22 protein-coding genes and 1 pseudogene are annotated in these 21,961 nt (G+C 51.4%); 14 read left to right on the forward strand and 9 right to left on the reverse strand.

The genetic code is table 11. The features are described 5' to 3' along the window. Nucleotides 1-14 precede the first annotated feature (14 nt). The gene (locus HY272_12220; protein ID MBI3773451.1) at nt 15-2,402 is read left to right on the forward strand and encodes an EAL domain-containing protein; all 2,388 of its coding nucleotides are present in this window, start codon (nt 15-17) and stop codon (nt 2,400-2,402) included. A gap of 55 nt (nt 2,403-2,457) precedes the next feature. On the opposite strand, the gene HY272_12225 is transcribed toward HY272_12220, so the two are convergent. From HY272_12225 to HY272_12235, 3 genes are all read right to left on the reverse strand, one after another. Next, on the reverse strand, nt 2,458-3,078 hold the full coding sequence (locus HY272_12225; GenBank protein ID MBI3773452.1) for a hypothetical protein: 621 nt from the start codon (nt 3,076-3,078) through the stop codon (nt 2,458-2,460). A gap of 2 nt (nt 3,079-3,080) precedes the next feature. Then, complete coding sequence (gene lexA / locus HY272_12230; protein ID MBI3773453.1) at nt 3,081-3,677, reverse strand: transcriptional repressor LexA; 597 nt, start codon at nt 3,675-3,677, stop codon at nt 3,081-3,083. A 156-nt stretch (nt 3,678-3,833) separates the two neighbouring features. Then, nucleotides 3,834-5,549 (reverse strand): cyclic nucleotide-binding domain-containing protein, encoded by a 1,716-nt coding sequence (locus tag HY272_12235; protein MBI3773454.1) that lies wholly within the window; start codon nt 5,547-5,549, stop codon nt 3,834-3,836. Nucleotides 5,550-5,888: 339 nt separating this feature from the next. On the opposite strand from HY272_12235, the gene HY272_12240 reads away from it, so the two are divergent. The 11 genes and pseudogenes from HY272_12240 (at nt 5,889) to HY272_12290 (ending at nt 13,962) form a co-directional block, all read left to right on the forward strand. After that, complete coding sequence (locus HY272_12240; GenBank protein ID MBI3773455.1) at nt 5,889-6,191, forward strand: hypothetical protein; 303 nt, start codon at nt 5,889-5,891, stop codon at nt 6,189-6,191. A gap of 86 nt (nt 6,192-6,277) precedes the next feature. Next, nucleotides 6,278-6,809: pseudogene (gene pcm, locus HY272_12245) on the forward strand (protein-L-isoaspartate O-methyltransferase). A 28-nt stretch (nt 6,810-6,837) separates the two neighbouring features. Beyond that, nucleotides 6,838-7,356 carry a cyclic nucleotide-binding domain-containing protein gene (locus HY272_12250; protein ID MBI3773456.1) on the forward strand — a complete coding sequence of 173 codons (519 nt, stop codon included), beginning with the start codon at nt 6,838-6,840 and terminating at the stop codon, nt 7,354-7,356. 11 nt (nt 7,357-7,367) lie between these two features. Then, nucleotides 7,368-7,601 carry a DUF2835 domain-containing protein gene (locus HY272_12255; GenBank protein MBI3773457.1) on the forward strand — a complete coding sequence of 78 codons (234 nt, stop codon included), beginning with the start codon at nt 7,368-7,370 and terminating at the stop codon, nt 7,599-7,601. A gap of 23 nt (nt 7,602-7,624) precedes the next feature. Next, nucleotides 7,625-8,425 (forward strand): nucleoside triphosphate pyrophosphohydrolase, encoded by an 801-nt coding sequence (mazG, locus tag HY272_12260; protein ID MBI3773458.1) that lies wholly within the window; start codon nt 7,625-7,627, stop codon nt 8,423-8,425. Then, the gene (locus tag HY272_12265; protein ID MBI3773459.1) at nt 8,422-9,741 is read left to right on the forward strand and encodes a hypothetical protein; all 1,320 of its coding nucleotides are present in this window, start codon (nt 8,422-8,424) and stop codon (nt 9,739-9,741) included. Before mazG ends, HY272_12265 begins: the two co-directional genes overlap by 4 nt. A gap of 383 nt (nt 9,742-10,124) precedes the next feature. Then, nucleotides 10,125-11,009 (forward strand): DMT family transporter, encoded by an 885-nt coding sequence (locus HY272_12270; GenBank protein MBI3773460.1) that lies wholly within the window; start codon nt 10,125-10,127, stop codon nt 11,007-11,009. 268 nt (nt 11,010-11,277) lie between these two features. After that, complete coding sequence (locus tag HY272_12275; GenBank protein ID MBI3773461.1) at nt 11,278-11,814, forward strand: Hsp20/alpha crystallin family protein; 537 nt, start codon at nt 11,278-11,280, stop codon at nt 11,812-11,814. Between the two features lie 166 nt (nt 11,815-11,980). After that, on the forward strand, nt 11,981-12,379 hold the full coding sequence (locus HY272_12280) for a VOC family protein (protein MBI3773462.1): 399 nt from the start codon (nt 11,981-11,983) through the stop codon (nt 12,377-12,379). Nucleotides 12,380-12,547: 168 nt separating this feature from the next. Then, on the forward strand, nt 12,548-13,129 hold the full coding sequence (locus tag HY272_12285) for a PhnA domain-containing protein (protein ID MBI3773463.1): 582 nt from the start codon (nt 12,548-12,550) through the stop codon (nt 13,127-13,129). A gap of 182 nt (nt 13,130-13,311) precedes the next feature. After that, complete coding sequence (locus HY272_12290) at nt 13,312-13,962, forward strand: cytochrome c4 (GenBank protein MBI3773464.1); 651 nt, start codon at nt 13,312-13,314, stop codon at nt 13,960-13,962. 54 nt (nt 13,963-14,016) lie between these two features. Here the strand turns inward: HY272_12290 and HY272_12295 are convergent, their stop codons facing one another. The 6 genes from HY272_12295 to apaG all read right to left on the reverse strand — a co-directional run bounded on the left by HY272_12295 (nt 14,017) and on the right by apaG (nt 20,349). Further along, nucleotides 14,017-14,892 carry a M20/M25/M40 family metallo-hydrolase gene (locus HY272_12295; protein MBI3773465.1) on the reverse strand — a complete coding sequence of 292 codons (876 nt, stop codon included), beginning with the start codon at nt 14,890-14,892 and terminating at the stop codon, nt 14,017-14,019. 95 nt (nt 14,893-14,987) lie between these two features. Then, complete coding sequence (locus tag HY272_12300; protein MBI3773466.1) at nt 14,988-16,265, reverse strand: hypothetical protein; 1,278 nt, start codon at nt 16,263-16,265, stop codon at nt 14,988-14,990. Beyond that, complete coding sequence (locus tag HY272_12305) at nt 16,246-17,106, reverse strand: M48 family metalloprotease (protein ID MBI3773467.1); 861 nt, start codon at nt 17,104-17,106, stop codon at nt 16,246-16,248. Before HY272_12305 ends, HY272_12300 begins: the two co-directional genes overlap by 20 nt. Nucleotide 17,107: 1 nt before the next feature. Continuing rightward, a complete protein-coding gene (locus HY272_12310; protein ID MBI3773468.1) occupies nt 17,108-17,488 on the reverse strand; it encodes a hypothetical protein in 381 nt (126 codons plus the stop codon). Between the two features lie 167 nt (nt 17,489-17,655). Next, on the reverse strand, nt 17,656-19,821 hold the full coding sequence (locus tag HY272_12315) for an adenylate/guanylate cyclase domain-containing protein (protein ID MBI3773469.1): 2,166 nt from the start codon (nt 19,819-19,821) through the stop codon (nt 17,656-17,658). Between the two features lie 144 nt (nt 19,822-19,965). Then, nucleotides 19,966-20,349 (reverse strand): Co2+/Mg2+ efflux protein ApaG, encoded by a 384-nt coding sequence (gene apaG / locus HY272_12320; protein MBI3773470.1) that lies wholly within the window; start codon nt 20,347-20,349, stop codon nt 19,966-19,968. A gap of 92 nt (nt 20,350-20,441) precedes the next feature. Between apaG and arsC the strand changes: the two genes are divergently transcribed. After that, the gene (arsC, locus tag HY272_12325; protein ID MBI3773471.1) at nt 20,442-20,792 is read left to right on the forward strand and encodes an arsenate reductase (glutaredoxin); all 351 of its coding nucleotides are present in this window, start codon (nt 20,442-20,444) and stop codon (nt 20,790-20,792) included. Between the two features lie 10 nt (nt 20,793-20,802). After that, entirely contained in the window at nt 20,803-21,888 is a 1,086-nt protein-coding gene (locus HY272_12330) for a response regulator (protein ID MBI3773472.1), read from the forward strand. The last annotated feature ends 73 nt before the right edge of the window (nt 21,889-21,961 follow it).

Here is a 21,961-nt window from a genome sequence, read left to right on the forward strand (position 1 = left end):
AGAGACGTTTGCTAATGCTGTCGGTCGCACCGCTCATTGCGGCAGTGGTGTTGATGACGATAGTGTACACCATCGCCCGGATTAATGAGATTGATCAGACACTCGATTTGCGCGGCAAAGCAATCGTGCACCAAATGGCGCCAACCACGGAATATGGTCTCTTTTCCAATAACGTGGCGGTGTTGACATCGATTGTTGAGGCAGTGAGAAAAGAGCCAGATGTTGTGCGTACGGCTGTATTCAATGTCGATGGCGAGGTAATCGTTGAGTCAGTGTCTGCAGAGTGGGCAAAAGTTAAGGGGAGTGACAATAGTTATGCTCAGTTTATGCAGGAAGTCTATGCGACGAATATTGGTATTGTTAATGAAAACGATGCAGCCAGTGACTTGTTTAGTACTGGTCCTGTAGCGGAGGGACCAGTCAAAATCGGTACGGTAATGGTGAGTCTGAGCAAGGTGGAGACGAGAGAAAAACAATTAAATACCGTTGTAATTTCGAGTTCAATAGCAATCTTATTGATATTGGTAACCTTTTTGATTGCGCGCAGGATTGCGGCACAAATTACGGCACCTATTGAACGAATCAGGGCAGCGGTTTCCATGATCGCGCATGGAAAGCTGGAGCAGCGGATCAAATCTGAGTCGGGTGGTGAGCTGGGTGAATTGGAGCGCGGTATCAACACGATGGCAGAGTCATTGCAGACAGCGGCACTCGAGGAGGGGCGGCGTTATAAAACATTATTCGAATATTCAGGAGACTGTGTCTTTTTGTTGCGGAGAGGAACGATTATTGATTGTAATCAGCGGGCCTGCCAATTGTTTGGGGTGGATGAATCGCATTTGGTTGGACGGCGTCTGGCTTCATATTTGAGAAATAAAGATGAAGTCGGCGAGTTTATAGCGGTCCTGGATGGTGTCAGGACGCTTGATCTGAATGGCAGTGCTTATAAAGATATTGAGGTTGAGATTGAGATTGATCCTTCGCCTCGCTATCACGCCGAGGCCAATATTGCAGAAATCATGATCGATGGCGAGCGGCATTTCCTTGTGTTTTTGCGAGACATTACAGAGCGAAAGATTTTCCAGAATCGGCTGGAGGTGCAGGCCAATTACGATGCGGTCACGGGGTTGCCCAATCGTGTCTTGGCGCAGGATAGATTGGCGCAGGCACTGCGTAGCGCTCATCGTCACCAAGAGGGTGTGGCATTGATGTTCTTGGATATTGATCGCTTCAAGAATGTGAATGACACCATGGGGCACGCGGCAGGCGATAGACTGCTGGATGCCATCGGAAAGCGACTTCGGTGCCTGGTGCGTGATGAAGATACCGTTTCGCGCTTTGGGGGGGATGAGTTTCTCGTGATTATGTCTCCGACATCAAATCGGGAGCACGTCGAAGATATTGCCAGGAAAATTGTTGAAAAAATGTCGGAACCATTTTTGATCGATGATCGAGAGCTGTTTATGGGTGCAAGCATTGGCGTAGCGCTCTATCCCGAGGATGGTGAAGATTTTCATGCATTATTGCGAAATGCAGATACAGCAATGTATCGGGCCAAACATGAGGGGCGTAATGCCTACCGATTCTTTACCCGGGAGATTGGTGATCAGGCCAGCTATTCTCTTGAGCTGGAGGAGCATTTGCGGCGTTCGCTCAAACGCAATGAGCTGGATCTGCATTTTCAGCCGCAGGTGGATATTGAAACCGGGGCAGTGATTGGCGCCGAAGTGCTGCTGCGCTGGCATAGTTCTCATTTTGGGCAGGTGCCGCTGGATCGATTTATCCCCGTCGCGGAGCAGACGGGGTTGATTGTTGAAATCGGGAATTGGGTGCTGGCGCGTGTTTGCCAAATCATCAGTGAATGGCGATCGAGGAAATTGCCGGTATTGCCGATCGCAGTCAATATATCGAGTCGTCAATTACAGACACCGGGATTCATCGACATGGTTCGTGATGTGATGTCCCGTTATGAGATTGGAGCGGGAGTGATTGATTTCGAGATCACTGAGAGTCTGCTTTTGGAGGCATCATCCATGCCGGAAAATATTTTTGCCGATCTCAAGTCACTGGGGATTCGACTTTCGCTGGATGATTTTGGAGTGGGTTATTCGTCGCTCAGTTACCTTAAGCGGTTCCCGTTCGATATCCTGAAAATTGATAGAAGTTTTGTGCGCGATATCAATCATGATCCCGATGATGAAGCGCTAATTGGTGCAATTATTGCGATAGGCAGAGCCTTGGCGTTGGACGTGGTGGCGGAGGGAGTGGAAACTGAAGCCCAGTTGCATTTGTTGAAACAACTAGGAGCCAAAGTGGTGCAGGGGTATCTGTTTAGTCGGCCATTGCCGCAGTGGGAGTTTGAGAATTATTTGAAGAACAGATTAGTAAGAATGTATTTGTAATCTGCCACCGATAGCCGTTCTCCAATAGGGAGAATGTTTGTCGAGCGTGATCTTGTCATTTCATTTTGTTCGATGATCCGTTCTGGATTCTAAGTTCCACGTTATTGGTCAGTTGCGGGTTTAGTACCCGGATAATGAAGTTGCGACCATTGTTGCGAATATGAAGCCTTAAGTGAGAGGCTTTAGACTCGATTAGTGCTTTGATTGGCCGGAATAGCAGGCCACAACTGCCGCCAATGCGCGCGGCATCCTTCAGTTGTTCGATAGATTCATGATCGGCTTCCGTTACCCAGCTGAGCACGGTAGCGCAGGTACCGCTACGTAATGCCTGCTCCACTGCCCACAGCCCATTGTTATGCGGGTGGGGGCGGATGACGAGCGCGCGTTCAGGGTCGATTCCCGCTGCGCGAAATTGGGCGCGATAGGGCAATGATGGCGGTGCAATCCACGCCAGCCAGCGGTTATGGCGGCTCACTTGCGCCAGGGTAGGCAGTATCAGCTGGAGTGCGGTGGTGGCTGCGCCATCATAAAAAATCTCAGTGATCGTGCTGCTGGGCCAGCCATTATCGGGCAGGTGCAAATCAAGTGCGCTAAACCCGGTGGGTAACGCTGTCGCACCAGGTGGTGATTGGCATTCGATCTCGGATAAACCCAGGTCTAATTGTGATTGGCGCATGATTACATTCCTGTACGTAGTACCCCGACGGCGATGCCTTCGAGGCTAAAGTTGTCGTGACGTAAATCGACGCGGATCGGTTCAAAATCAGGATTTTCAGGCAATAGCGTGACGATGTTGCCGCGTTGGCGGAAACGTTTGACGGTAACCTCCTCCTCCAGACGGGCCACGACAATCTGATCGCTTGTGGCAGCAGGGGCGCGCTTAACCGCAAGCAGATCGCCATGCAGAATCCCGCAATCACGCATACTTTGGCCGTGGACGCGGAGTAAGTAATCGGCGCGTGGATGAAAAAAAGACGGATCGATCTGGAGATACTCCTCGATATGTTGTTGCGCGAGGATGGGTGCCCCGGCAGCAACGCGGCCAACGATTGGCAAGCCGTTGGGTTCGGCCAGCCGGATGCCGCGCGAGGCGCCTTCCATGAGCTCAATGGCGCCATTCCGGGCCAGCGCTCGCAGATGATCTTCAGCGGCATTGGCAGAGCGGAATCCAAAGGCGTGGGCAATCTCGGCCCGGGTCGGCGGCATCCCCTGCGCCTGCATCCAACCCTTAATAAAGTCGAGGATTTGTTGTTGGCGTGTTGTCAGGTGGTCCATGAATCACTGTCCTTTTATACAGTCGTACTGTGATTATAGACAGTCGAATGGGGATTGCAAGGGGGTGCCCTGCCTAATGGCTAGGCGAGAACAGCATTCACGCATTGGGTGACCATGCCGCCTTTTTGAGCGGCAGTCTGGAAGACAGTAATCTGATTACGGTTGGATAGTGGATGAAGCTGCGGTATCTGTAGTCGCTGTCGCACTCGGCGCATCAATCATGTCAGGCAGGATGTTATCGCTTGGATTGAGCCAAGGGGTGGATTCCGTGATTGGCGTGGAGGGTGGAGTGCTTGCCTCTACAGTCGCTGGCGCTGTTACTGCCGGAGTGATCACCGGTGCAGAGAGTGTGGGTGCCGGTGGTGTTTGAGGGTCGATTTTTTCAAGTGTGGTGTTCATCAGTCCCTGTGCAGCAACCACCGCCTGGCCTAACATCTGGATGAGACGATCAGTGCCCAGCAGGTAAATACTAAAGCTTGCCGTTGCCGTCAATGCCATCGCCAATACGATGCCGACAGCAGTGCCGTGTTTAAAGTTGTGAGCAGATGCCTCATTTTCAATATGAGTGACATTACTGCTTGCCAGTTTTACTGGTGCAGCCTGTGCGTTGGCAGTGATTCTAGAAACGAACGGCTTTGTCTTCTCAACAGTCTGTTCTGGGGCTTGTTGTTCGAGCAGTTCAGTTGGCGCATCTTCCACCAGGTCGCCCCAGTGATCGGCCAGCGAGCGTGAAACAGGCTTGGAAGCTGATTGTTTTGGTGTAACAACTTCAGTAACGGTTGGCACGATAACCACCGCATCATTTGCCGCAGTATTTTCAGCAGGTCGGGTGATGGTTGTGGCGCTGAGGCCACCATCCAGTATGAAGGCATCGAAGCCATGACGGCTGAGGAGGAAGGCAGCGACAGCGCTACGGCTGCCATCGTCACAGTAAACAATGTATTTGCGATTTGTGTCCAGCACTTTTAGCTTTAATCGTAACATGGAGAGTGGGATATTAAAGGCGCCGGGAAGATGCGCAGCGCCGAATTCTTCTGGCATCCGCACATCAAGAAAAACCGCGCCCAGCGAAATCAATTCATTGCTTTCCTGCCAGGAGACAGTGTTGAGTAATGGGTCGGCCAGTGCTTCTGAAAAATCCTTTTTCGAGAGTTGCATCAATGCGCCATCTTCAATCATGGTGACGCTGGCGTTACGGGCGCCGTCTGCCAACAAGGCTTCTTCACCAAAGGCGTCGCCTTCGTTGAGGACGGCAAGATTGATTTCCTTGCTGTTGGCTTCGGGTTTGCGGCTCACCTGGCAGCGGCCTTCTTTGACAATGTAATAAAATTCATCATGATCATCTTGCTTGATCACGACGTCGCCGGCGTGGACTTTGACTTCACGCATCCGGTTGAGCAGGCTTTGAATCTGGTCCTCGTTAAAGCGCAACAAACCGCGTGAACGCAGGAGTCTATCCATCCATTCGTGATTTTGACCCACAGCCATTTCGGTGACCTGATAGGCGCTGGGATTGGTCCAGCTAATAAAGAGCTCCAGCATGTCGGCATCAAAACTTAATAATGTGACGTCGCTGTGGGCGCTGGCTGAGATCTGGCCCGGTAGATGTGCGCCGAGGGGTTGACGGGCAGTCATGGAACCGGCGGCAATAATGACCTGTTTGCGCTGAGCGGTGAAGAGTTCGACTTCTCCTTCCATCAGGAAATAAACCCGTTTGTCCTGAGTGCCCTGATCAAAAATGGGTGTGCCGGCCGAGAGGCGGCTGCTGATCGAGGTACGTAACAGCTCCTGGGAATCATCACGGCTAAGCCTGTCCAGCGGCGAAAACTGCCGCAGGGCATCGAAATCTATGGCTTGATTTGGGTTGTTCATTGACTGCTCCCAGGGTATGACCTGATTTAACCAGTTGGGCGCCATGGCGCGGAAACAGCCTGAAATAGGCTGCCTACTAAGTAATCGGTACCAGTGCGGGTAGTCTTAGCCTGGCCTGTGCGGTAGGTCTCATTCCGGTTGTGACCGGGGTGGAGAAACCAGGAATTTCTTTGAATATAGCCGCTGTTTGGGCTGCCGCCAATCATAATTTAAGAGATGTTACCTGAGTAAATGGCTGTGTTATGGCGGGAAGAATATGGCCAGATTTGGGTATAAACTAAAGCATCCTGACCCTGAAATGGATGGGCGCAACTAAGATTTTTACTGCGGGGGTGGTCCATGCTGGAAGAGATTAGAGCAGAAGTGGGTGCCTGGTATCAGAATAGTGTTGGCCAGGTATTTGAAGTCGTGGCTGTCGATGTAGACGAAGGCACGGTAGAGATACAGTATTTTGAAGGTGAAATCGAAGAGCTGGATATGGATACCTGGGCCGAGCTGGAGTTGACGCCGATTGAGCCTCCCGAAGATTGGACCGGTGCTTATGATGAATTGAATCGTGACGATCGTGGGTACAGCGATCAGATTCAACGTCCTGAGGATTGGTCCGGGCCATTGGGTGTGATTGAGCCGGAGCAAGAGTAGATGCCCAGCTGATGGCGGATAAAAGCAGCGGCATGCTGGGTTAAGCGTGTCGCGATTGATCCACGGATTCTGTCGGTGATAGTCAAGTGCCGCGCCACCAATTTGTATCCTCCGAGCTGGGGTTTGCGGCCGATGACAATGGCCCATTGCCCATCGGCCATGGGTAAACGATTTCGCAGCCCTACATCGTTGCGCTGATGACGGACTTATTGCGACTGGAGCCTGAATATACAGTGCTGGAGATTGGTGCCGGTTCCGGATATCAGGCAGCGGTGTTATCGCAAGTGGTCAGCAAGATTTACAGCATCGAAATTATTCTGGAGCTTGCTGCCGCGGCCGCAACGCTTGGGCTACACTAATGTCGATGTGCGGCAAGGAAATGGCCGGCTTGGATTGTCTGAGCATGCGCCATTCGATGCCATTATGGTAATGGCCGCCGCAGAGGCGATTCCGCCGGCATCGATCGAGCAATTGCGCTCCGGTGGGCGCCTAGTGATTCCAGTGGGAAATCGCTATTATGGTCAAGACTTGCAGCTGCTGGGTAAAGCGGAAAATGGCAAGAGCAGTATAGAAAATATCTTACCGGTGGCCTTTGTGCCGCTGACTGGTCGGAATTAATTGAGTGCGCATTTGAGGCTGTTAAATAATGACAAAAACCGGATCAATATTTGATCAACTGGAACAGTTGGGTAGTGGCACTTCTTATGCCGCACAGCTTGGCGACATGCTGGAACAGGTCGACATGTTCCGCGATCTCAATCGCCAGGATATCGACCGTCTTGCCAGTTATGTGCAAGCCTATCAAGCCAAGCCAGGCTCGAAGTTGTTGCGGGAAGGCGACCGCGAATCGTATATGTTCATTCTGGTGGCAGGGAAACTTGATATTTTCAAGCAACAGGGCGAAGGTGGTGAGGAAAAGAAGATCGCCACTGTGCGCGCTGGAAAGACCATCGGCGAAATGTCGGTGATTGATGGCATGCCACATTCGGCTACCGTGGTTGTGGTCGAGTCCGCCAAGTTGTTACTGCTTACCAAACGCAACCTCGATCTGTTGACTGAGCAGGTCCCTGATCTAGGTGTTAAATTGCTGCGGCGTTTGGCGCAGTTAATGAGTTTGCGTTTACGGCAGACCAGTGGTGTGTTGATCGATTATCTCAAGAGTTAAGGTGTCGGTGATTGGCTGCCTCACACAAAATTCAGGTTCGGCTTAATATTGCCCCTGATGTCTATGAAAGTTATTACCATGGCACTGTGCGGGAAGTGGTAGCCGTCAGTGTCGATGGCCGCAGGTTGCGATTTCCGGCCAATATCCTGCAATCATTCGTGTTGCATGACGGGGTGAATGGTCTGTTTGAAATCGAATTTAATCAAGACAATAAGTTTATCGCAATTCGGCGTGTTGAAGGTTAAATTTTTAAATTCTTAGGATTGTCATGCAACGATTATTAACGATAATGGCGCAGCTGCGCGATCCTGAGACAGGCTGCCCCTGGGATCGAGAGCAAACCTTTGCCACAATACTGCCGTACACTCTGGAAGAGGCCTACGAAGTCGCCGATGCGATTGATCAGCAGGATATGGCTGCATTGCGCGCCGAACTGGGCGATTTACTATTTCAGGTGGTATTTCACACACGCATGGCCGAAGAGGCCGGCGAGTTCAATTTTAATGATGTTGTCGCTGAAATTAGCGCCAAACTAACGCGTCGTCATCCGCATGTTTTTGGCGAGGCAAAGATTGCCGATGCCGGTGCGCAAACCGTGGCCTGGGAACAATACAAACAATCTGAACGCCAGGCCAAAGCGATAGGAAATCAGCGCCCGGCCAGTATCCTTGATGATGTGCCGCGCGCCTTGCCCGGTTTGTTGCGCGCAGTGAAATTGCAGCGTCGTGCGGCGCGGGTCGGCTTCGACTGGCCGGATCTGGGGCCAGTGCTAGCCAAGATCGAAGAAGAATTGCAGGAAATTCGAGAAGAATTGGCGTCTGGTGCTGATCATGCACGGATGACGCATGAAGTCGGTGATTTATTGTTCGCCTGTGCCAATCTGGCGCGGCATGTCGGTGTTGATCCTGAAGTGGCGATGCGCGGCATTAACGAACGTTTTGAATGGCGATTCCGGCGGATTGAAGCGTTGTTGCAGGCGAAAGGGCGTTCAGTGGAGCAGTCTACGCTGGAAGAGATGGATGCTTTATGGGATCAGGCAAAGCTTGAGGAAAAAGAGAACAGAAAATGAAGTGGCTAGTTAACATTGGCTTGGTGTTGTCAGTCCTCTTGTCTGTCTCTGCACAGGCGACGATTGATATTGTCTATTCCGGCAACATTGATGGCGAGCTGGAACCTTGCGGATGCGCCGTCGAAGGTAATCTCGGTGGTATTCTGCGCCACGCCACGACTGTGGATCGCCTGCGGCAAGAACATCCGGATTTATTTGTGATCTCTGCCGGCGGCCTGATTGCGAGCGCCGTGCCGCAAGATCGGTTGACGTCGGAATATATTCTCAAAGGCTTTGCACGGTTGGGATACGATGCAGTGGGTGTGCAGTGGAGCGATTTGGCTTATAGCGAAACATTCACCCGGCAATCGCCCATTCCCTGGGTGGCAAGTAACTGGCTGGGCGCTGGTTTTGAACACGAAAAAGTCATCGCCAAAGGCAAAACCAAAATCGCCTTTTTCTCCTGGCTCGATCCGGCACAATCACCGCACCTGGCAATGAAAGGGAGGGAGCGTGTGGTTGAAGAGAGGTTGATTGCGTTAACCAAACGGTTACGCCAAGCGCAGCACAAAGGCATGCTCACGGTGTTAACAACGAGTATGACGCTACAAGAGGCTAAGGCACAGCTGCCATTGCGTTATGTCGATGTACTCACCATTCGTGCTGCCTACGAGGTGTACGGCGAACCGCAAAAGATTGGTAAGACGCTAGTGTTGCAGCCTGGTTCGCGTGGTATGCGTTTGGGTCATATCGCGCTGGAGCGTGGTCGGGATGGTCGCATCCAGAACTGGCGCAATGAAACGATCCCCATGCCGCCCGCCGTGCCGGATGCTGCACGTATGGCAGATTGGTATGCCGCATACACTGCGCAATTGAAGAGCGACTACGAAGCGCGCACCACCCTGCTCAAGGCGCGGCAATCCGACGGTTCACCCTACGCCGGTGCCGAGTCATGCCAATCCTGTCATATCGAGAATCATGCGATCTGGCAGGAGACAAAACATAGCCGCGCCTTTAGTAAATTGGAAGGCGTCAACAAGGCCTTTGATCCGAACTGCATCGGTTGCCACAGCGTTGGGTTTAACCAAGACGGGGGTTTTATCGATCTTGAAGCCACCGAATCGTTGGCCAATGTCCAGTGCGAAAACTGCCACGGCGCGGCACGGGCCCATGCCGAGTCGGGTGGCCAAAAGAAGACCGCCAATGTTGGCTGGCAACCCAAGCAAATGTGCGCCCAGTGTCATGATCGCAAACACAGCCCCGGTTTTGATTTTGACCGTTATTGGCCCAAGATACGCCATGGCGGCATCAAGCAAAATCCTCTTGACAAGCAATAGTCATTCAACGCAAATTAGCAACATGATTAATTTTCTGCATATGCCGCGAGCCGCAAAGCGTTGCACCCGAGTAGTGTGGGGCAAGGTGGGTGCATCTGCGTATATGGAGGGATGGTCGGTTTAGCTACTGATTGATACAAGAAATCCTGAAAAGGCCGCAGATGCGAATAGCACTGCGGCCTTTTTGTTTTGGTGTTGGTTCACCACAGAGACACGGAGCACACAGAGGTTTTGAGCGAGTCAGTATTAGTTTTCAATCGGCAGCCTGGGACATTATTTGGGAACGTAATACTGGTAGGAGTCGCAAAGCACCCGCATGCAACCTTCTATGTGCTCCGTGTCTCTGTGGTGAGAAGTTATTTTTAAAGATAGAGGAAAATGAAATGTCAGTTCCAGCCGCCTATTTGGGCGTGATATTAATCTGGTCCACTACACCGCTCGCCATCCAGTGGAGCAGCAGTGGCGTTGGCTTCATGTTTGGCCTGACGGCGCGCATGACGCTCGGCGCCGTGTTATGCGCGCTATTGCTGTTGGTACTGCGTCAACCGATCGCTTGGCATGATGCTGCGCGCCGTACCTATCTATTTGCTGGGGTAGCGCTCTACGGCGCGATGCTGAGTGTTTACTGGGCGGCGCAATATATCCCATCGGGATTGGTATCAGTGGTATACGGCTTGACCCCCATCGTCACCTCGATTTTCGCTGCCATATGGCTCGGTGAACGCGCATTTCAGGCGCATAAACTAATGGGCATCGGTTTCGGCATCGTTGGGCTGGTGATTATCTTTCACCCCAGCGGCGAGCTTGAACACAACATGGTGTTGGGTGTGATGGGGGTCTTGATGTCAGTGATCATTCACAGTGCCAGCATGGTGTGGGTCAAACGGCTCGGCGCGCAAGTCTCGGCGGTTGCGGTGACGGGCGGCGCATTGTGGGTCGCTTTGGCTTTATATCTGGTCACTTGGTTTGTGCTTGATGGGCAGCTGCCAAATGCAATACCGGATCGCACCGTGAATGCCATTCTCTATCTTGGCGTAATGGGATCGGTAGTCGGTTTTGTGCTGTTTTATTACGCACTCAAACATGTCAGCGCCGGCGGCATGGCTTTGCTTACACTGGTAACACCAGTGCTGGCACTGGCCATGGGGCATTTGCTCAACGGCGAAGTGCTCGCTATGCAAACACTGTATGGAGCCGGGATCATTCTTGCCGGACTGGCAATACATCAGTGGGGTGATAAGGTATTTTCTCGTCCACTAAAACCATGAGCCACAAACTGCCCTCTCAGCTAGAGAGGGGCAACTTTTTGATTTAATGAGCGTATTTGAGCCTCACTAAATCAATATGGAAACTTTACGCGCGTGAGCTATGGTTATGGGTGGAGGCTAGTCATTATTGCCTTAACAAAATCCGAGATGTTTATCCGGTAGCTAAAAAATGATCTGGTTAAGTGCCCGCCCACAATCGTTCTTCCATAAACGGAGTGGCGGAATCACTGCTCGGAAATCAGCCTATCTATATGTAAAGGAGAATGTCATGACAGAAGCCGTCAAATCCAAAGAAACCCAAAAAGATATTACCAAAGCATCAGAGAAGGAAATGCGGCCGCGCGCCATGAGCGCTTTGTCACCGTTTGACGAAATGGATCGTCTGTTTGATTCCTTCTTCAACCGTCCCTTGGGGCGTAGCTGGATGCATCCCCTGGGCTTACATTGGCCCACCTTGCCGGAATTCAAGCAACCCTTCGAAGGCCGTACGCCCAAGGTCGACGTCATCGACCGGCAAAACGAAATTGTCGTGCGTGCCGAACTGCCGGGCGTTAACAAGGATAATCTGGATGTCTCGCTGAGTGACAACACCGTCACCATCCGTGCCAGCACCAGATATGAGAGCAAAGAAGAAAAGGGCGATTATTATCGCTGCGAAACCAGCCACGGCGAATTTGCACGTACTGTTAGTTTGCCGGGAGATGTCGATGTCAACAAGGCTACAGCATCCTTCAAAGACGGCTTGCTCGAGCTCACTCTGCCAAAGGTGGAAAGTTCAAAGCGGAGGACGATTAAAATTGAGTAACGGATTGATCCTTAAAGGTTGTGCAAAAAGAAATCCGGCATTGCCGGATTTCTTTTATAGTCAATCAAAGAAAATCTATATACTATTCCGATAATGCTTTGAATAACCCGCAGTAATAAGTAGTTGCAGAACCTAACCTGAGATTGTTTATTATTCTGGGAGCACTATGAGCAGACAAATTTACGTAAATGTACCTGTAAAGGATCTTGCGAGATCAAAGGCGTTTTTTTCGAATCTTGGATTTTCATTTAAATCTCAGTTTACCAATGATGTTGCGGCATGCCTGGTCGTCAGTGATAATAGCTTCGTCATGCTTCTTACTGAGCAGTTTTTTCAAACATTTACCTCCAAGGCAATTTCAAATGCGAAAGACAGCACTGAAGTACTTATTTGTCTTTCTTGCGAAAGCCGCGCAGAGATCGATGATCTTGTTCGCAAAGCCGTAAATGCCGGCGGCTCAGCGCCACGTAGCCCACAAGATCACGGGTTCATGTATAGCCATGGGTTTGAAGACGTTGATGGGCACATCTGGGAGCTCATTTACATCGAGCCTGTTAAAAACTAAAACGAATTGAGGCGCAACCACGCCCATATATTGTTGGGCTGTCAGGGGCAGATTTCTGAGCGAAACTCTGGCCGAGATTGCATGTGCTTTATTCTCCTGCTATAAGCAATAAATCTTCCCAGGTTTGCGATATAATGCGGCGTTTAAAGCATGGTCTAAAGGTAAACAATGAGCACAGAAAAAGCATTACGCGCGCGCAGCGAATCTAAATGTGAATTATGTGGCGCAACGGAGGGCTTGGGTGTATATGAAGTGCCTCCGAGTTCAAAGGGTGACGCAGATGGGTGTGTGCTGATTTGTGAAGCGTGCCGCGAACAAATTGAAAATCCGGAGAAGGTCGATGTTAATCACTGGCGTTGTCTGAACGAGAGTATGTGGAGCCAGGTACCTGCGGTGCAAGTGATGGCGTGGCGCATGCTTAAGCGGTTGAGTGCTGAAGGCTGGCCGCAGGATTTGCTTGATATGCTCTATTTGGATGAGGCGACTTTAGCCTGGGCGCAAGCGGCGGGCGAAAAAGAAAGTATCGAAGAGGAAGTCAAGCATGTCGATAGTTTCGGCGTGGTGCTTGAGGCGGGCGATACGGTAACGTTGATCAAGGATCTGGATGTTAAAGGGGCTAATTTCACAGCGAAGCGTGGCACGGCGGTGCGCGGGATTTCGCTGGTGGTCAATAACCCTGAGCAGATTGAGGGCCGTGTGAATAGCCAGCAGATTGTGATTCTGACGAAGTTTGTTAAGAAGTCTAACTAAATAGTAGGGGCGATTAATGAATCGTCCCTACGCTTAATTTTCGCCCACCTGTTATGTATATGTAAAAGGGACATCCCCTGGTTCGCGTTCAGCTGGCCATTAATAAAAATCGGATTCCTGACGATATGTTTTCAGGGTTATGGGTTTTTGTTGAGCAATCTGAATATCTAAGGGAGTAATTTATGGTGTCAATCAATCATAAAATGCGCTTGTTGGCCGCTGCGGCGGTGGTGGTAATGAGTGGTTATGGCGTTGGCGCCTATGCGGTACCGACGGGGGATGCCAAAGCCGGTGAGGAAAAGGCGGGGTTGTGCGGGGGGTGTCATGGGCCTGATGGCAATAGCGAAGATGCCAATAATCCTCGTTTGGCGGGACAGTACGCGGGTTATATCGCCAAGCAGGTGAAGGATTTCAAGGCGGCGCTGCGTGCCAATAATGACACGATGGCCGGCATGGCGGCTACGGTGGAGGCTGATCAGGATGCCTGGGATATCGGAGCCTATTTTTCGCAACAAAAAATGAAGGGTAGCTTGACGCAACCTAATAAAGATCTGGTGGCTGCGGGGGAGAAAATATTCCGTAATGGGAATATCGAAAGTGGTGTTTTCCCGTGCATTAGCTGTCATGGTGAGTCAGGTAAGGGCAAGTCCGGAAGTAATTCGGTTTTTCCCGTAATTGGTGGTCAGCATCGTGATTACATCATTAAGCAGTTGAAGGATTTTCGTACCGATACCCGTACCAATGATCCGGCCTGGATGATGAACATGGTGGCCAAAAAGCTGACCGACAAGGAGATTGAAGCGCTGGCGGAGTATCTTTCCTCAAAGCTTTAATTTGATGTGAAGGTGGTGTTAAAAAGGCGGGCTTAGTCTCGCCTTTTTTATTAACTATCTATTCGCCAACTCTGCAATCGCATTAATCAAACCGATTGTGACTTGGGCGAAGGGGAAGTATTGCAATTTGTCTGGCGTGTCTTTATTGGAGTGATAGAACGGATAGCGATAGGGTGCGGTATCTGTGACCATGATGGCGCGGTAACCATGTAACCAGAAGGCGCTGTGGTCGCTTAAAGCGACTCCTGGGACGAAGGCAGGGGCGGCAATGCGATGTGCCGGAAAATTACTATTTTTGCGAAATAGGCCATATACCTGCTTCAGCGCGGCACGTGAGCCAAGGTTGGAGACGAAGGCGACAAAATTGCCGCGATCCGGGTACAAAAATTTGAGGAACCTCGGGTATAGCTGGCTTCCCGGCGCATCGATGTAATAACCGATAGTTTCGAGGATGATGGCAAGCTTGATTTTGTCGCCTTGTTGCCGGGCGCGGTGGGCGTAAACGTAGCTGCCCATCTTGTCGGTGTTGAAAAATGGCGGTTCTTCATTGGCAAAAAAGACAAAGCGCACGGTGCGCCGTGTTTGAAAGCGGGTAAAGGCGCGTGCCAGTTCCAATGTGGCAGCAACACCGCTGCCGTTATCGTTGGCGCCGGGGCTGTCGATAACGCTGTCGTAATGGGCGCCAACAACAATGATATCGCCAGGTTTGTCGGAGCCGTGACGAATGACTTCCAGGTTGGCGCAAGTGATTCCCTTGACTTTGTACTCCTGGCGCAAAACTTGATAACCCATTTTGGTCAGCGTTTCGGAGATGTAGGTTGCGGCTTTGTTCAAGCCTTGGGCGTGGGCAATGTTACGTTGGCCACAATCAGTAGCGAGTGCAGTCACGTGGTGTTTAAGAAACTGACTGATTATTTCTTCATTGGCCATGATGATTGAGCGATTTTGGGAGATGCCTATCAGTATAGCTTATAGCGCCTGTGTGCTCGCAAAAATGAGGAATTGCGCACAAATCAACGCATGAATTAATAAGAATATGAGGCGGCGAGGTAGATACTTAGATTTTGCAGAGCCGCATCCTGTAATGTGGTGTTACCCGAAATAATTTGGGCCTTGCCGTTGCCTTGGCTATGGGTCATACCGAATGTCAGCGAAGAGTTACGTGTAAAATGGGTGATGCTGGCGCTTAATCCAAAAAGATCGATATGCTCGGGTTGGTTGTAGGCGGTAAAGTTGGGTTGTAAGTCCGGCGTGCTGGCATAGTCCGTGAACAATCCGCCACGCACAGCCCAGTGGGGTGAAAGATAATATTCGCCGCCGAGTGCTAGATTGACGGTGCTTTCCCGTTTTTCATCAAGGGATCCAATCGCGTTGTGATAAATGAGATCGGCAGAAAGCAGTAAGGCGTCGTTGGCGAACCAGGCGGCGCCCAAGGTGGCCTTGAGGGGGTAGGGGTACTTCTTATCACTGGCAACGATGCTGTGATTGACGATGTTGTTAGGGCTGCAAAGGGCGTTGCTGGCGGCACCGTTGGCGCCAAGACAGGTCTGGTAGCGAGTGATGTCCGAGCCGATAATGTTGGGCTTGCTGAGAGTGGCGCCGAAGGACCATTTATCCAGCGGTGACCACGTCATGCCTAGGATTGGCAGCAAAGAATATTCCTCCTGCTGGAAGTAGTCATTGTTCCAGAGCCGATCACCGTTATAGAGCGTGATGATGTTACTGATGCGTTGCTGGTGGCGATACTGGAAATAAAAAGTCGCGCCAAATGAAAGATTTTTGCTGAGTTCAATGGCGTAGCTCGGGCCAATGAGATAGGTTTTGTCTTCGTTGTTGAAGTTGATGATATATTCCTTGGCGATGCCAAGTGAGGTCGCGATATCAGTAAATGACTGATCCTGGTCTTCAATGGTGGAGTTGGGCATGGCATAGGAAAAACCTAGCACGCCCTTGCCTAGTGGCTGCACAACACCAAAGAAATTTGGCAGCAAGGTTGAAGAGCTGCGTTCCCAGTTATAAATGCCACCGAGTACATTCTTATACGTAGTTTTAGACGTTTGATAGGCATTCATGCTGGCGGAAAGATTGGAGCCCGGTGAGTAGACGATGCCGGCCGGGTTGTAGAGCATGCCGGTCGGGTCATCGGAGACGGCGGTGTAGGCACCGCCAAGATCGGCTGCACGACTCCCGGCCGGAATATTGATGTAATGATACTGGTCTGCTTGCGCCGCTGCCGGCATTAGTAAGCCTGCAAAAAGAGTAATTGAGGCGGCGATAATTGAATTAGTGTTGTGTTTTGACATGTTCTTCGAACCTTGTTTTTAGCTTGGATGAAGAGACTCGAATCAGTTTTTCTTCAAGCAGCAGTTGATCCAGTTGCTGTAAGCGATTACGTGATGGTGGATGGGTGCGATTGATGTCCGAACCATTTTTATTTTCGAGTGAGCTTGTTTTGCCAATATAGCGCCGTAATGCGGTAGGATCATAGCCGCTATCGGCCAGCAGCAGTGTCGCGACACGATCGGCATCAAGCTCGGCTTGTTTGTCGTAACCTTCTTCAAACAGGATCTTTACCGCTTGATCGATGGCCTGGAAAAAGACGACACGGGCGGTATCTGAGCCAGCGCTGAATAAACGGCCCAGTCCCGCGCCCGTGCTGGTGTCGGTCGCCTGGATGTGCAGGGCGTTGACGATGTGCCGCTCAGTGACGTGGGCGATCTCATGCGCCAGCACGGCAGCGAGTTCAGATTCATCTTCCATTATGGCCAGTGCGCCGCGCGTGACAAAGATATAGCCGCCTGGCGCGGAGAAGGCGTTGACGCCATCGTTATCAAGCACGGCAAAGCGATAATTTAATTCAGTGCGTGCGCTGTGCTGGGCAATCCCAGTGCCTACCAGATTTACATAGTGATTAAGTTTGTCATTGGTCACAATTTTGAATTGCCCTAGGATACGGGCGGCGACAGTTTGACCGAATTCAATTTCGGCACGCACATCTTCATTGGTGATGGCAGCAAGCTGATGATGATTGGCTCGTTCACGGAATTCCTGCGCTGCTTGTGCTGGAAAACTACAGGCGCATACCCAGAGGAGGATGAAGGCCGGGATTGAGTATGAGCACTCACCTTCCCTGGTGATTGTCATGTCAGCGCGTCCCTTCCTCGACAAATTTCATGGCGTCATCTTCGGAGACGCCAAGTTTATCCATGCGCTCCAGGGCGCTGTAATCGGAAACGGCGTCGTCACTTTGACGTGCGCGGTCATCGTTGCGTAAGCCACGGGCAGCAGCTGCCGAGGCGGTGGCCGAGGCGCGGCGTCGGGATTCTTGTTTGATGCTTTGATCGCCCGTGTTCAAGGGCGTGGCCTGATTAAGTGGCGGTTCGTTACCCACGAGTAACTGTGAGACCCAGCCAGTTTTATCCTGAACGGTCACTTGTAGCCAGCGGCCTTGACTCGCTTTTATCTGCAATGGGGTGCCCTTTTCGATCACTAATAGCAGGGCCGCATTGAATTCTGGCTTGGCCATAAGCTTTGCTTTGTTTGCCTTAACGTATACGGTTTGTTCGGCAAACGCGGTGGAGGCCGAAAGAAATATTAAGACAAACATTAGAAAAGTTTTATGCATAGGTCCGCGCATCAGAGAGTACCCCAGTGATGGGGCTATCGGCCATTCATTCTGTTTCTTTAGTATGGTTATTTTGTGGTCATGGTGTATACACCATCCCACTCCGGCGGTGGAGGTGACTGTTCATAGTCGTGGCAGCGGCCAATAAAATTTTTCTGAAATTCACTGTTCGGAAGTTGTTGGTAAGCGGCAATTGCCAGCTGCCATTCACGTGCCAGATAATGGAGGAAGGCTGCTTCACTAATAGTTGCTAATTGCGAGGCTTGTGCGACACCTGTATTGATAATAGGCGCGTAGATTTTGATGGGATGCTGTTTGCCCTTGACCCTGACTAGATCCACTGCGTAACAAGCCACTTCACCTCTAAGTTGATCATAGGTGTATTCGGAGATGATGATCGGGCAGCCATAAGGTTTGGTCAACCCTTCAAGGCGAGAGGCAAGATTAACGTTGTCACCGATGATAGTGTAGTCCAGCTTGCGGCTGGAACCGATGTTGCCGAGGATGACGGGGCCGGTATTGAGACCAACGCCAATGTCGATAGTGGTATAGCCTTTGTCGGTAAGCCAGCGATTGACCTCAGCTAAACGCTGATGCATTTCTATTGCGGCACGCACGCCCTTGATGGCATGTTGTCCATCACGAATCGGTGCGCCCCAGAATGCCATGATGGCATCGCCGATGAATTTGTCGATAGTGCCATCGTGATTGAATATTGCATCAGTCATGGATGAGAAATAATGGTTCAGCATTTCTACGACCTTGGCGGGTGACTGGGTTTCGGACAGATTCGTAAAACCACGGATGTCGGAAAATAATATGGTCAGACATTCTTCGCTTCCGACTTCAGCTTCCAGTTGATATTGGTAATGTTCAAGCACAGTATTGAGTACCGCCGGTGAAACGTATTGCCCCAGCATCGCCCTGACGCGCCGCCGATCACGACCTTCAGTGAAAAGCAGATACAGAAAACTCAGTGAGGCAATACTGATGATGCTCGCCAAAGGTAACGCCAAATCAATGACCTGCTGCTGGCGGAAGGCCCATAGATTAATGGCAACAAAAGAAATGGCGATGAGGGTGGTAAGCGCAAGTTGCAGAGCGATCCGCCGCTGAAGCAGAATTGCCGCAAGGGTGAGCATGCCAAGCACAATGGTGATGATGATTGAGTAGCTGCGCGGCCATTCATGCAAGATTTCACCGTGCAGTAGATTGGCTGCAGTGGCTGCATGCAAATAAACGCCAGGCGTGGTAGCCGAAAGCGGTGTTGCCTTCAGATCTTCGAGGCCAGCGCCGCTGGCGCCGATGAAAATAATCTTGTCCTTGAATTCAGCAGGATCAATAAGCAGGTGTTCGACATCGCCGCTCATGACTTGTTGCGCCGAGGCAATAACACCGCTCATGGAATAAGTTTCGATAGTATCGTAATAATTAATCAGAATATTGCCATCGTTGCTCATGGCGCGAAGTGAGGTTTGGTAATTGCGCAATAATGCCGGATCAGCGATTCGATCGCGATAAATCAAAGGCGCGAGTCCCAGTGAGGGGAAGGCGCGATCCTGATAAGTTTGCAGCAGGCGCATGCGGCGGTGGATGCCATCGGCGTCGGGATCGACATTGACAACTCCCAATCCTGATGCCGCGTTGTAACACGCCTCGAATGGCGCGTAATAAACGTTATTGTGTTGCGTGAGCGAGATTCCGAACTCGGAGGACAAACGTTGTGTCGTCAGGGCCATGGCCGACAGGGGGCCGGGTAACGTGTGATCCAATAATGAGTGATTGATTTCATCCTGGTGGTCGGCGTAAATCTGCAAGGCATGAATGACGGGGCCATCGCCCGATGCAGCAGCCAGACGTTGATCGTTGGCGGAGAGTGTATCGCCCAAGGGTTGACCGGGTGTGGATTCGCGCTCCGAGAAGAGAATGTCAAAAAGAACGGCACGCGGCTGGCCCGAGTTGATAAAATCCAGGATGTCGGCATGCACGGAGCGCGGCCAGGGCCAGCGGCCGACGACGGGTTCCATGGCCTTGAGTGAGGCCTCATCGATCAGAATGACGGCTACTTCGGTTGGCTTGGCCATGGCATCGCGCGTGGCATGCATGCGCAGGTCATAGCTCAACCACTCCAGGCGTTGCAACGCGCCACCCAGATGCAGTGCCGTGAGCAACAGCCCGGCCGCTACCATGATCAGGCTCGCGCCCAGCCAGCGATTTTGCAATAGATTCAACATTCAACGCTCCAGACTAGGCTATCGGCTGGAGGGAGAAGTGGCTGAATTAGTGGTGGCAGTTTGTTACAAAACCCTCTCTCACTGCGGGAGAGGGTAGGGTGAGGGAATCATTTACGTAGGGGCGGGTTTAAAACCCGCCCCTTGCTAATGAATGGCGCCAGGGATGGAAAGTCTAAACGGCGCTATCGGTGCCAGAAACGATGCGCCATCATCGGCCAGCATCTCATAATGGCCTTGCATCGCGCCGACCGGGGTTTCCAGCACTGCGCCGCTGGTGTACTGAAAGCTTTCGCCTGGCCCCAGATATGGGTGTTCGCCAATGACGCCCGGACCGTGTACCTCCTCGGTCTTGCCGTTGGCATCGGTGATTTGCCAGTGGCGCGTCAGCAAGCGGGCAGGCACCTTCCCAGTATTGCGGATGGTGATGGTGTAGCCAAAAACAAAGCGACCGGCCTCGGGGGCCGATTGCTCGGAAATATAAAAGGCCTTGGTCGCGACCAAGACTTGATGGATATGTGATTCAGTCATGCGGATATTTTACCTGAAATCTCCATCACCTTTGATATAAGGTTTTTGTGGTAATAGCCGAAACAGTAGTCAAGATTGAGAAGGAAATAACGATGAAAGTAGTGATTTATCATAATCCGCGTTGCAGCAAGTCGCGGGAAACATTGGCGTTAATGGAAGAGCAGGGTGTTAAACCGCAAGTGATTGAATATCTCAAACAGCCGCCAACCCAAGCGGAGCTAAAAGAAATTCTGGCGCTATTAGGGATGGAGCCCCGGCAGCTGATGCGCACCAAGGAAGCGCTATACAGTGAATTGAAGCTGGATAATCCCAAACTCAGCCGTGAGGCATTGATCGAAGCGATGGTCAACAATCCGAGCCTGATCGAACGTCCGATCGTGCTGGCCAATGGCAAGGCCGCGCTGGGGCGCCCGCCGGAACAAGTGTTGGCGATACTCGAGTAGTGATTGCGTAATGGATATTCTGAACGGCAAAACAGTGCTGGTGGTCGATGATCTGTCTGCGGTGCGCAAGCAGTTGCGCAATTTTCTTGAACCTGCGGGCGTCATGATATTACAGGCGCGAGATGCGGAATCGGCACTGGAGATAGCCAGTGACCATGACATCGATGGTTTTCTGCTGGATATTTATTTGCCCGGTGGTAACGGCATGGAGTTGTGCCAGCAATTACGGTCCATGGAACGTTTTCATCATGCGCCGATGCTGTTCGTCACCTCATCAGAAGAAGAAAAGGTGTTAGAAGAGGCCTTTGCCGCCGGCGGCGACGATGTGCTGCCCAAGCCAGTGACCAGCGCCGTGTTGTTGGCGAGACTGCGCAATCATTTGCGGCGCGGTGAGTATGTGCGTCAAACCGATTATTTCAGACGCAACCTGAATCTCTATGTTTGTCCGCGCACCAAGGATATGGCGGAGTTATATAGCAAAACCGGCGTCTTGCCACCGCCGGAAGAAAAAGAATTATGCGTGCTGTTTACTGACGTGCGTGGTTTTACCCAGCTATCGCAGGAAATGGCACCCGATCTATTATTTAATGTACTGAGCGATCATCTCGGCGCGCAAGTCCAGGCCGTCTATCGCTATGGCGGCTATATCGACAAGTTCAGCGGCGACGGTCTGATGGCCGTGTTTGATGGCCAGGACATGGCCTTCCGCGCCTGTCAGGCCGCGCTTAAAATGATCGAATATGCCGCCAGCAAGGCAGAAAGTGTCGGCGCATCGTTGTATCATGTCGGGATTGGAATCCACATGGGGCGGGCGATGGTCGGCAATATCGGTTCCGATAAGCAACTGGATTACACCGTGATCGGCCCCACAATCAATCTTGCCGCGCGGCTGTGTGGTCACGCCCAGGCGCGTTCGGTTGTCGTATCGCAAACTGTCGTGACAGCACTTCAAAATGAGCCGCGTTTACGTTTCTCAGAATCCATGAATCTTCAGGTCAAAGGTGTGCAGGCGCCAGTGATTACCTATAGGTTATATCCTGGTCAGCGGCGCATGCGTCTCAGCGAAGACGCAGAGATCGACAATCTTCCAAGTTAGGATGGATTTCCATTTAAAAAATTAGCAGCGAGCTGCTATGAAGTGTGTAAGCTGGCGATCCTTTAGACTCCCT

Source organism: Gammaproteobacteria bacterium (assembly GCA_016200485.1).
Taxonomy (GTDB): domain Bacteria; phylum Pseudomonadota; class Gammaproteobacteria; order Tenderiales; family Tenderiaceae; genus JACQEP01.

Bases quoted from the DNA above. Each gene is read 5' to 3' on its own strand.
- HY272_12220 (MBI3773451.1), top strand. From the start codon at position 15: ATGCTGTCGGTCGCACCGCTCATTGCGGCAGTGGTGTTGATGACGATA.
- HY272_12225 (MBI3773452.1), bottom strand. From the start codon at position 3,078: ATGCGCCAATCACAATTAGACCTGGGTTTATCCGAGATCGAATGCCAA.
- lexA (MBI3773453.1), bottom strand. From the start codon at position 3,677: ATGGACCACCTGACAACACGCCAACAACAAATCCTCGACTTTATTAAG.
- HY272_12235 (MBI3773454.1), bottom strand. From the start codon at position 5,549: ATGAACAACCCAAATCAAGCCATAGATTTCGATGCCCTGCGGCAGTTT.
- HY272_12240 (MBI3773455.1), top strand. From the start codon at position 5,889: ATGCTGGAAGAGATTAGAGCAGAAGTGGGTGCCTGGTATCAGAATAGT.
- HY272_12250 (MBI3773456.1), top strand. From the start codon at position 6,838: ATGACAAAAACCGGATCAATATTTGATCAACTGGAACAGTTGGGTAGT.
- mazG (MBI3773458.1), top strand. From the start codon at position 7,625: ATGCAACGATTATTAACGATAATGGCGCAGCTGCGCGATCCTGAGACA.
- HY272_12265 (MBI3773459.1), top strand. From the start codon at position 8,422: ATGAAGTGGCTAGTTAACATTGGCTTGGTGTTGTCAGTCCTCTTGTCT.
- HY272_12270 (MBI3773460.1), top strand. From the start codon at position 10,125: ATGTCAGTTCCAGCCGCCTATTTGGGCGTGATATTAATCTGGTCCACT.
- HY272_12275 (MBI3773461.1), top strand. From the start codon at position 11,278: ATGACAGAAGCCGTCAAATCCAAAGAAACCCAAAAAGATATTACCAAA.
- HY272_12280 (MBI3773462.1), top strand. From the start codon at position 11,981: ATGAGCAGACAAATTTACGTAAATGTACCTGTAAAGGATCTTGCGAGA.
- HY272_12285 (MBI3773463.1), top strand. From the start codon at position 12,548: ATGAGCACAGAAAAAGCATTACGCGCGCGCAGCGAATCTAAATGTGAA.
- HY272_12290 (MBI3773464.1), top strand. From the start codon at position 13,312: ATGGTGTCAATCAATCATAAAATGCGCTTGTTGGCCGCTGCGGCGGTG.
- HY272_12295 (MBI3773465.1), bottom strand. From the start codon at position 14,892: ATGGCCAATGAAGAAATAATCAGTCAGTTTCTTAAACACCACGTGACT.
- HY272_12300 (MBI3773466.1), bottom strand. From the start codon at position 16,265: ATGTCAAAACACAACACTAATTCAATTATCGCCGCCTCAATTACTCTT.
- HY272_12305 (MBI3773467.1), bottom strand. From the start codon at position 17,106: ATGACAATCACCAGGGAAGGTGAGTGCTCATACTCAATCCCGGCCTTC.
- HY272_12310 (MBI3773468.1), bottom strand. From the start codon at position 17,488: ATGGCCAAGCCAGAATTCAATGCGGCCCTGCTATTAGTGATCGAAAAG.
- HY272_12315 (MBI3773469.1), bottom strand. From the start codon at position 19,821: ATGTTGAATCTATTGCAAAATCGCTGGCTGGGCGCGAGCCTGATCATG.
- apaG (MBI3773470.1), bottom strand. From the start codon at position 20,349: ATGACTGAATCACATATCCATCAAGTCTTGGTCGCGACCAAGGCCTTT.
- arsC (MBI3773471.1), top strand. From the start codon at position 20,442: ATGAAAGTAGTGATTTATCATAATCCGCGTTGCAGCAAGTCGCGGGAA.
- HY272_12330 (MBI3773472.1), top strand. From the start codon at position 20,803: ATGGATATTCTGAACGGCAAAACAGTGCTGGTGGTCGATGATCTGTCT.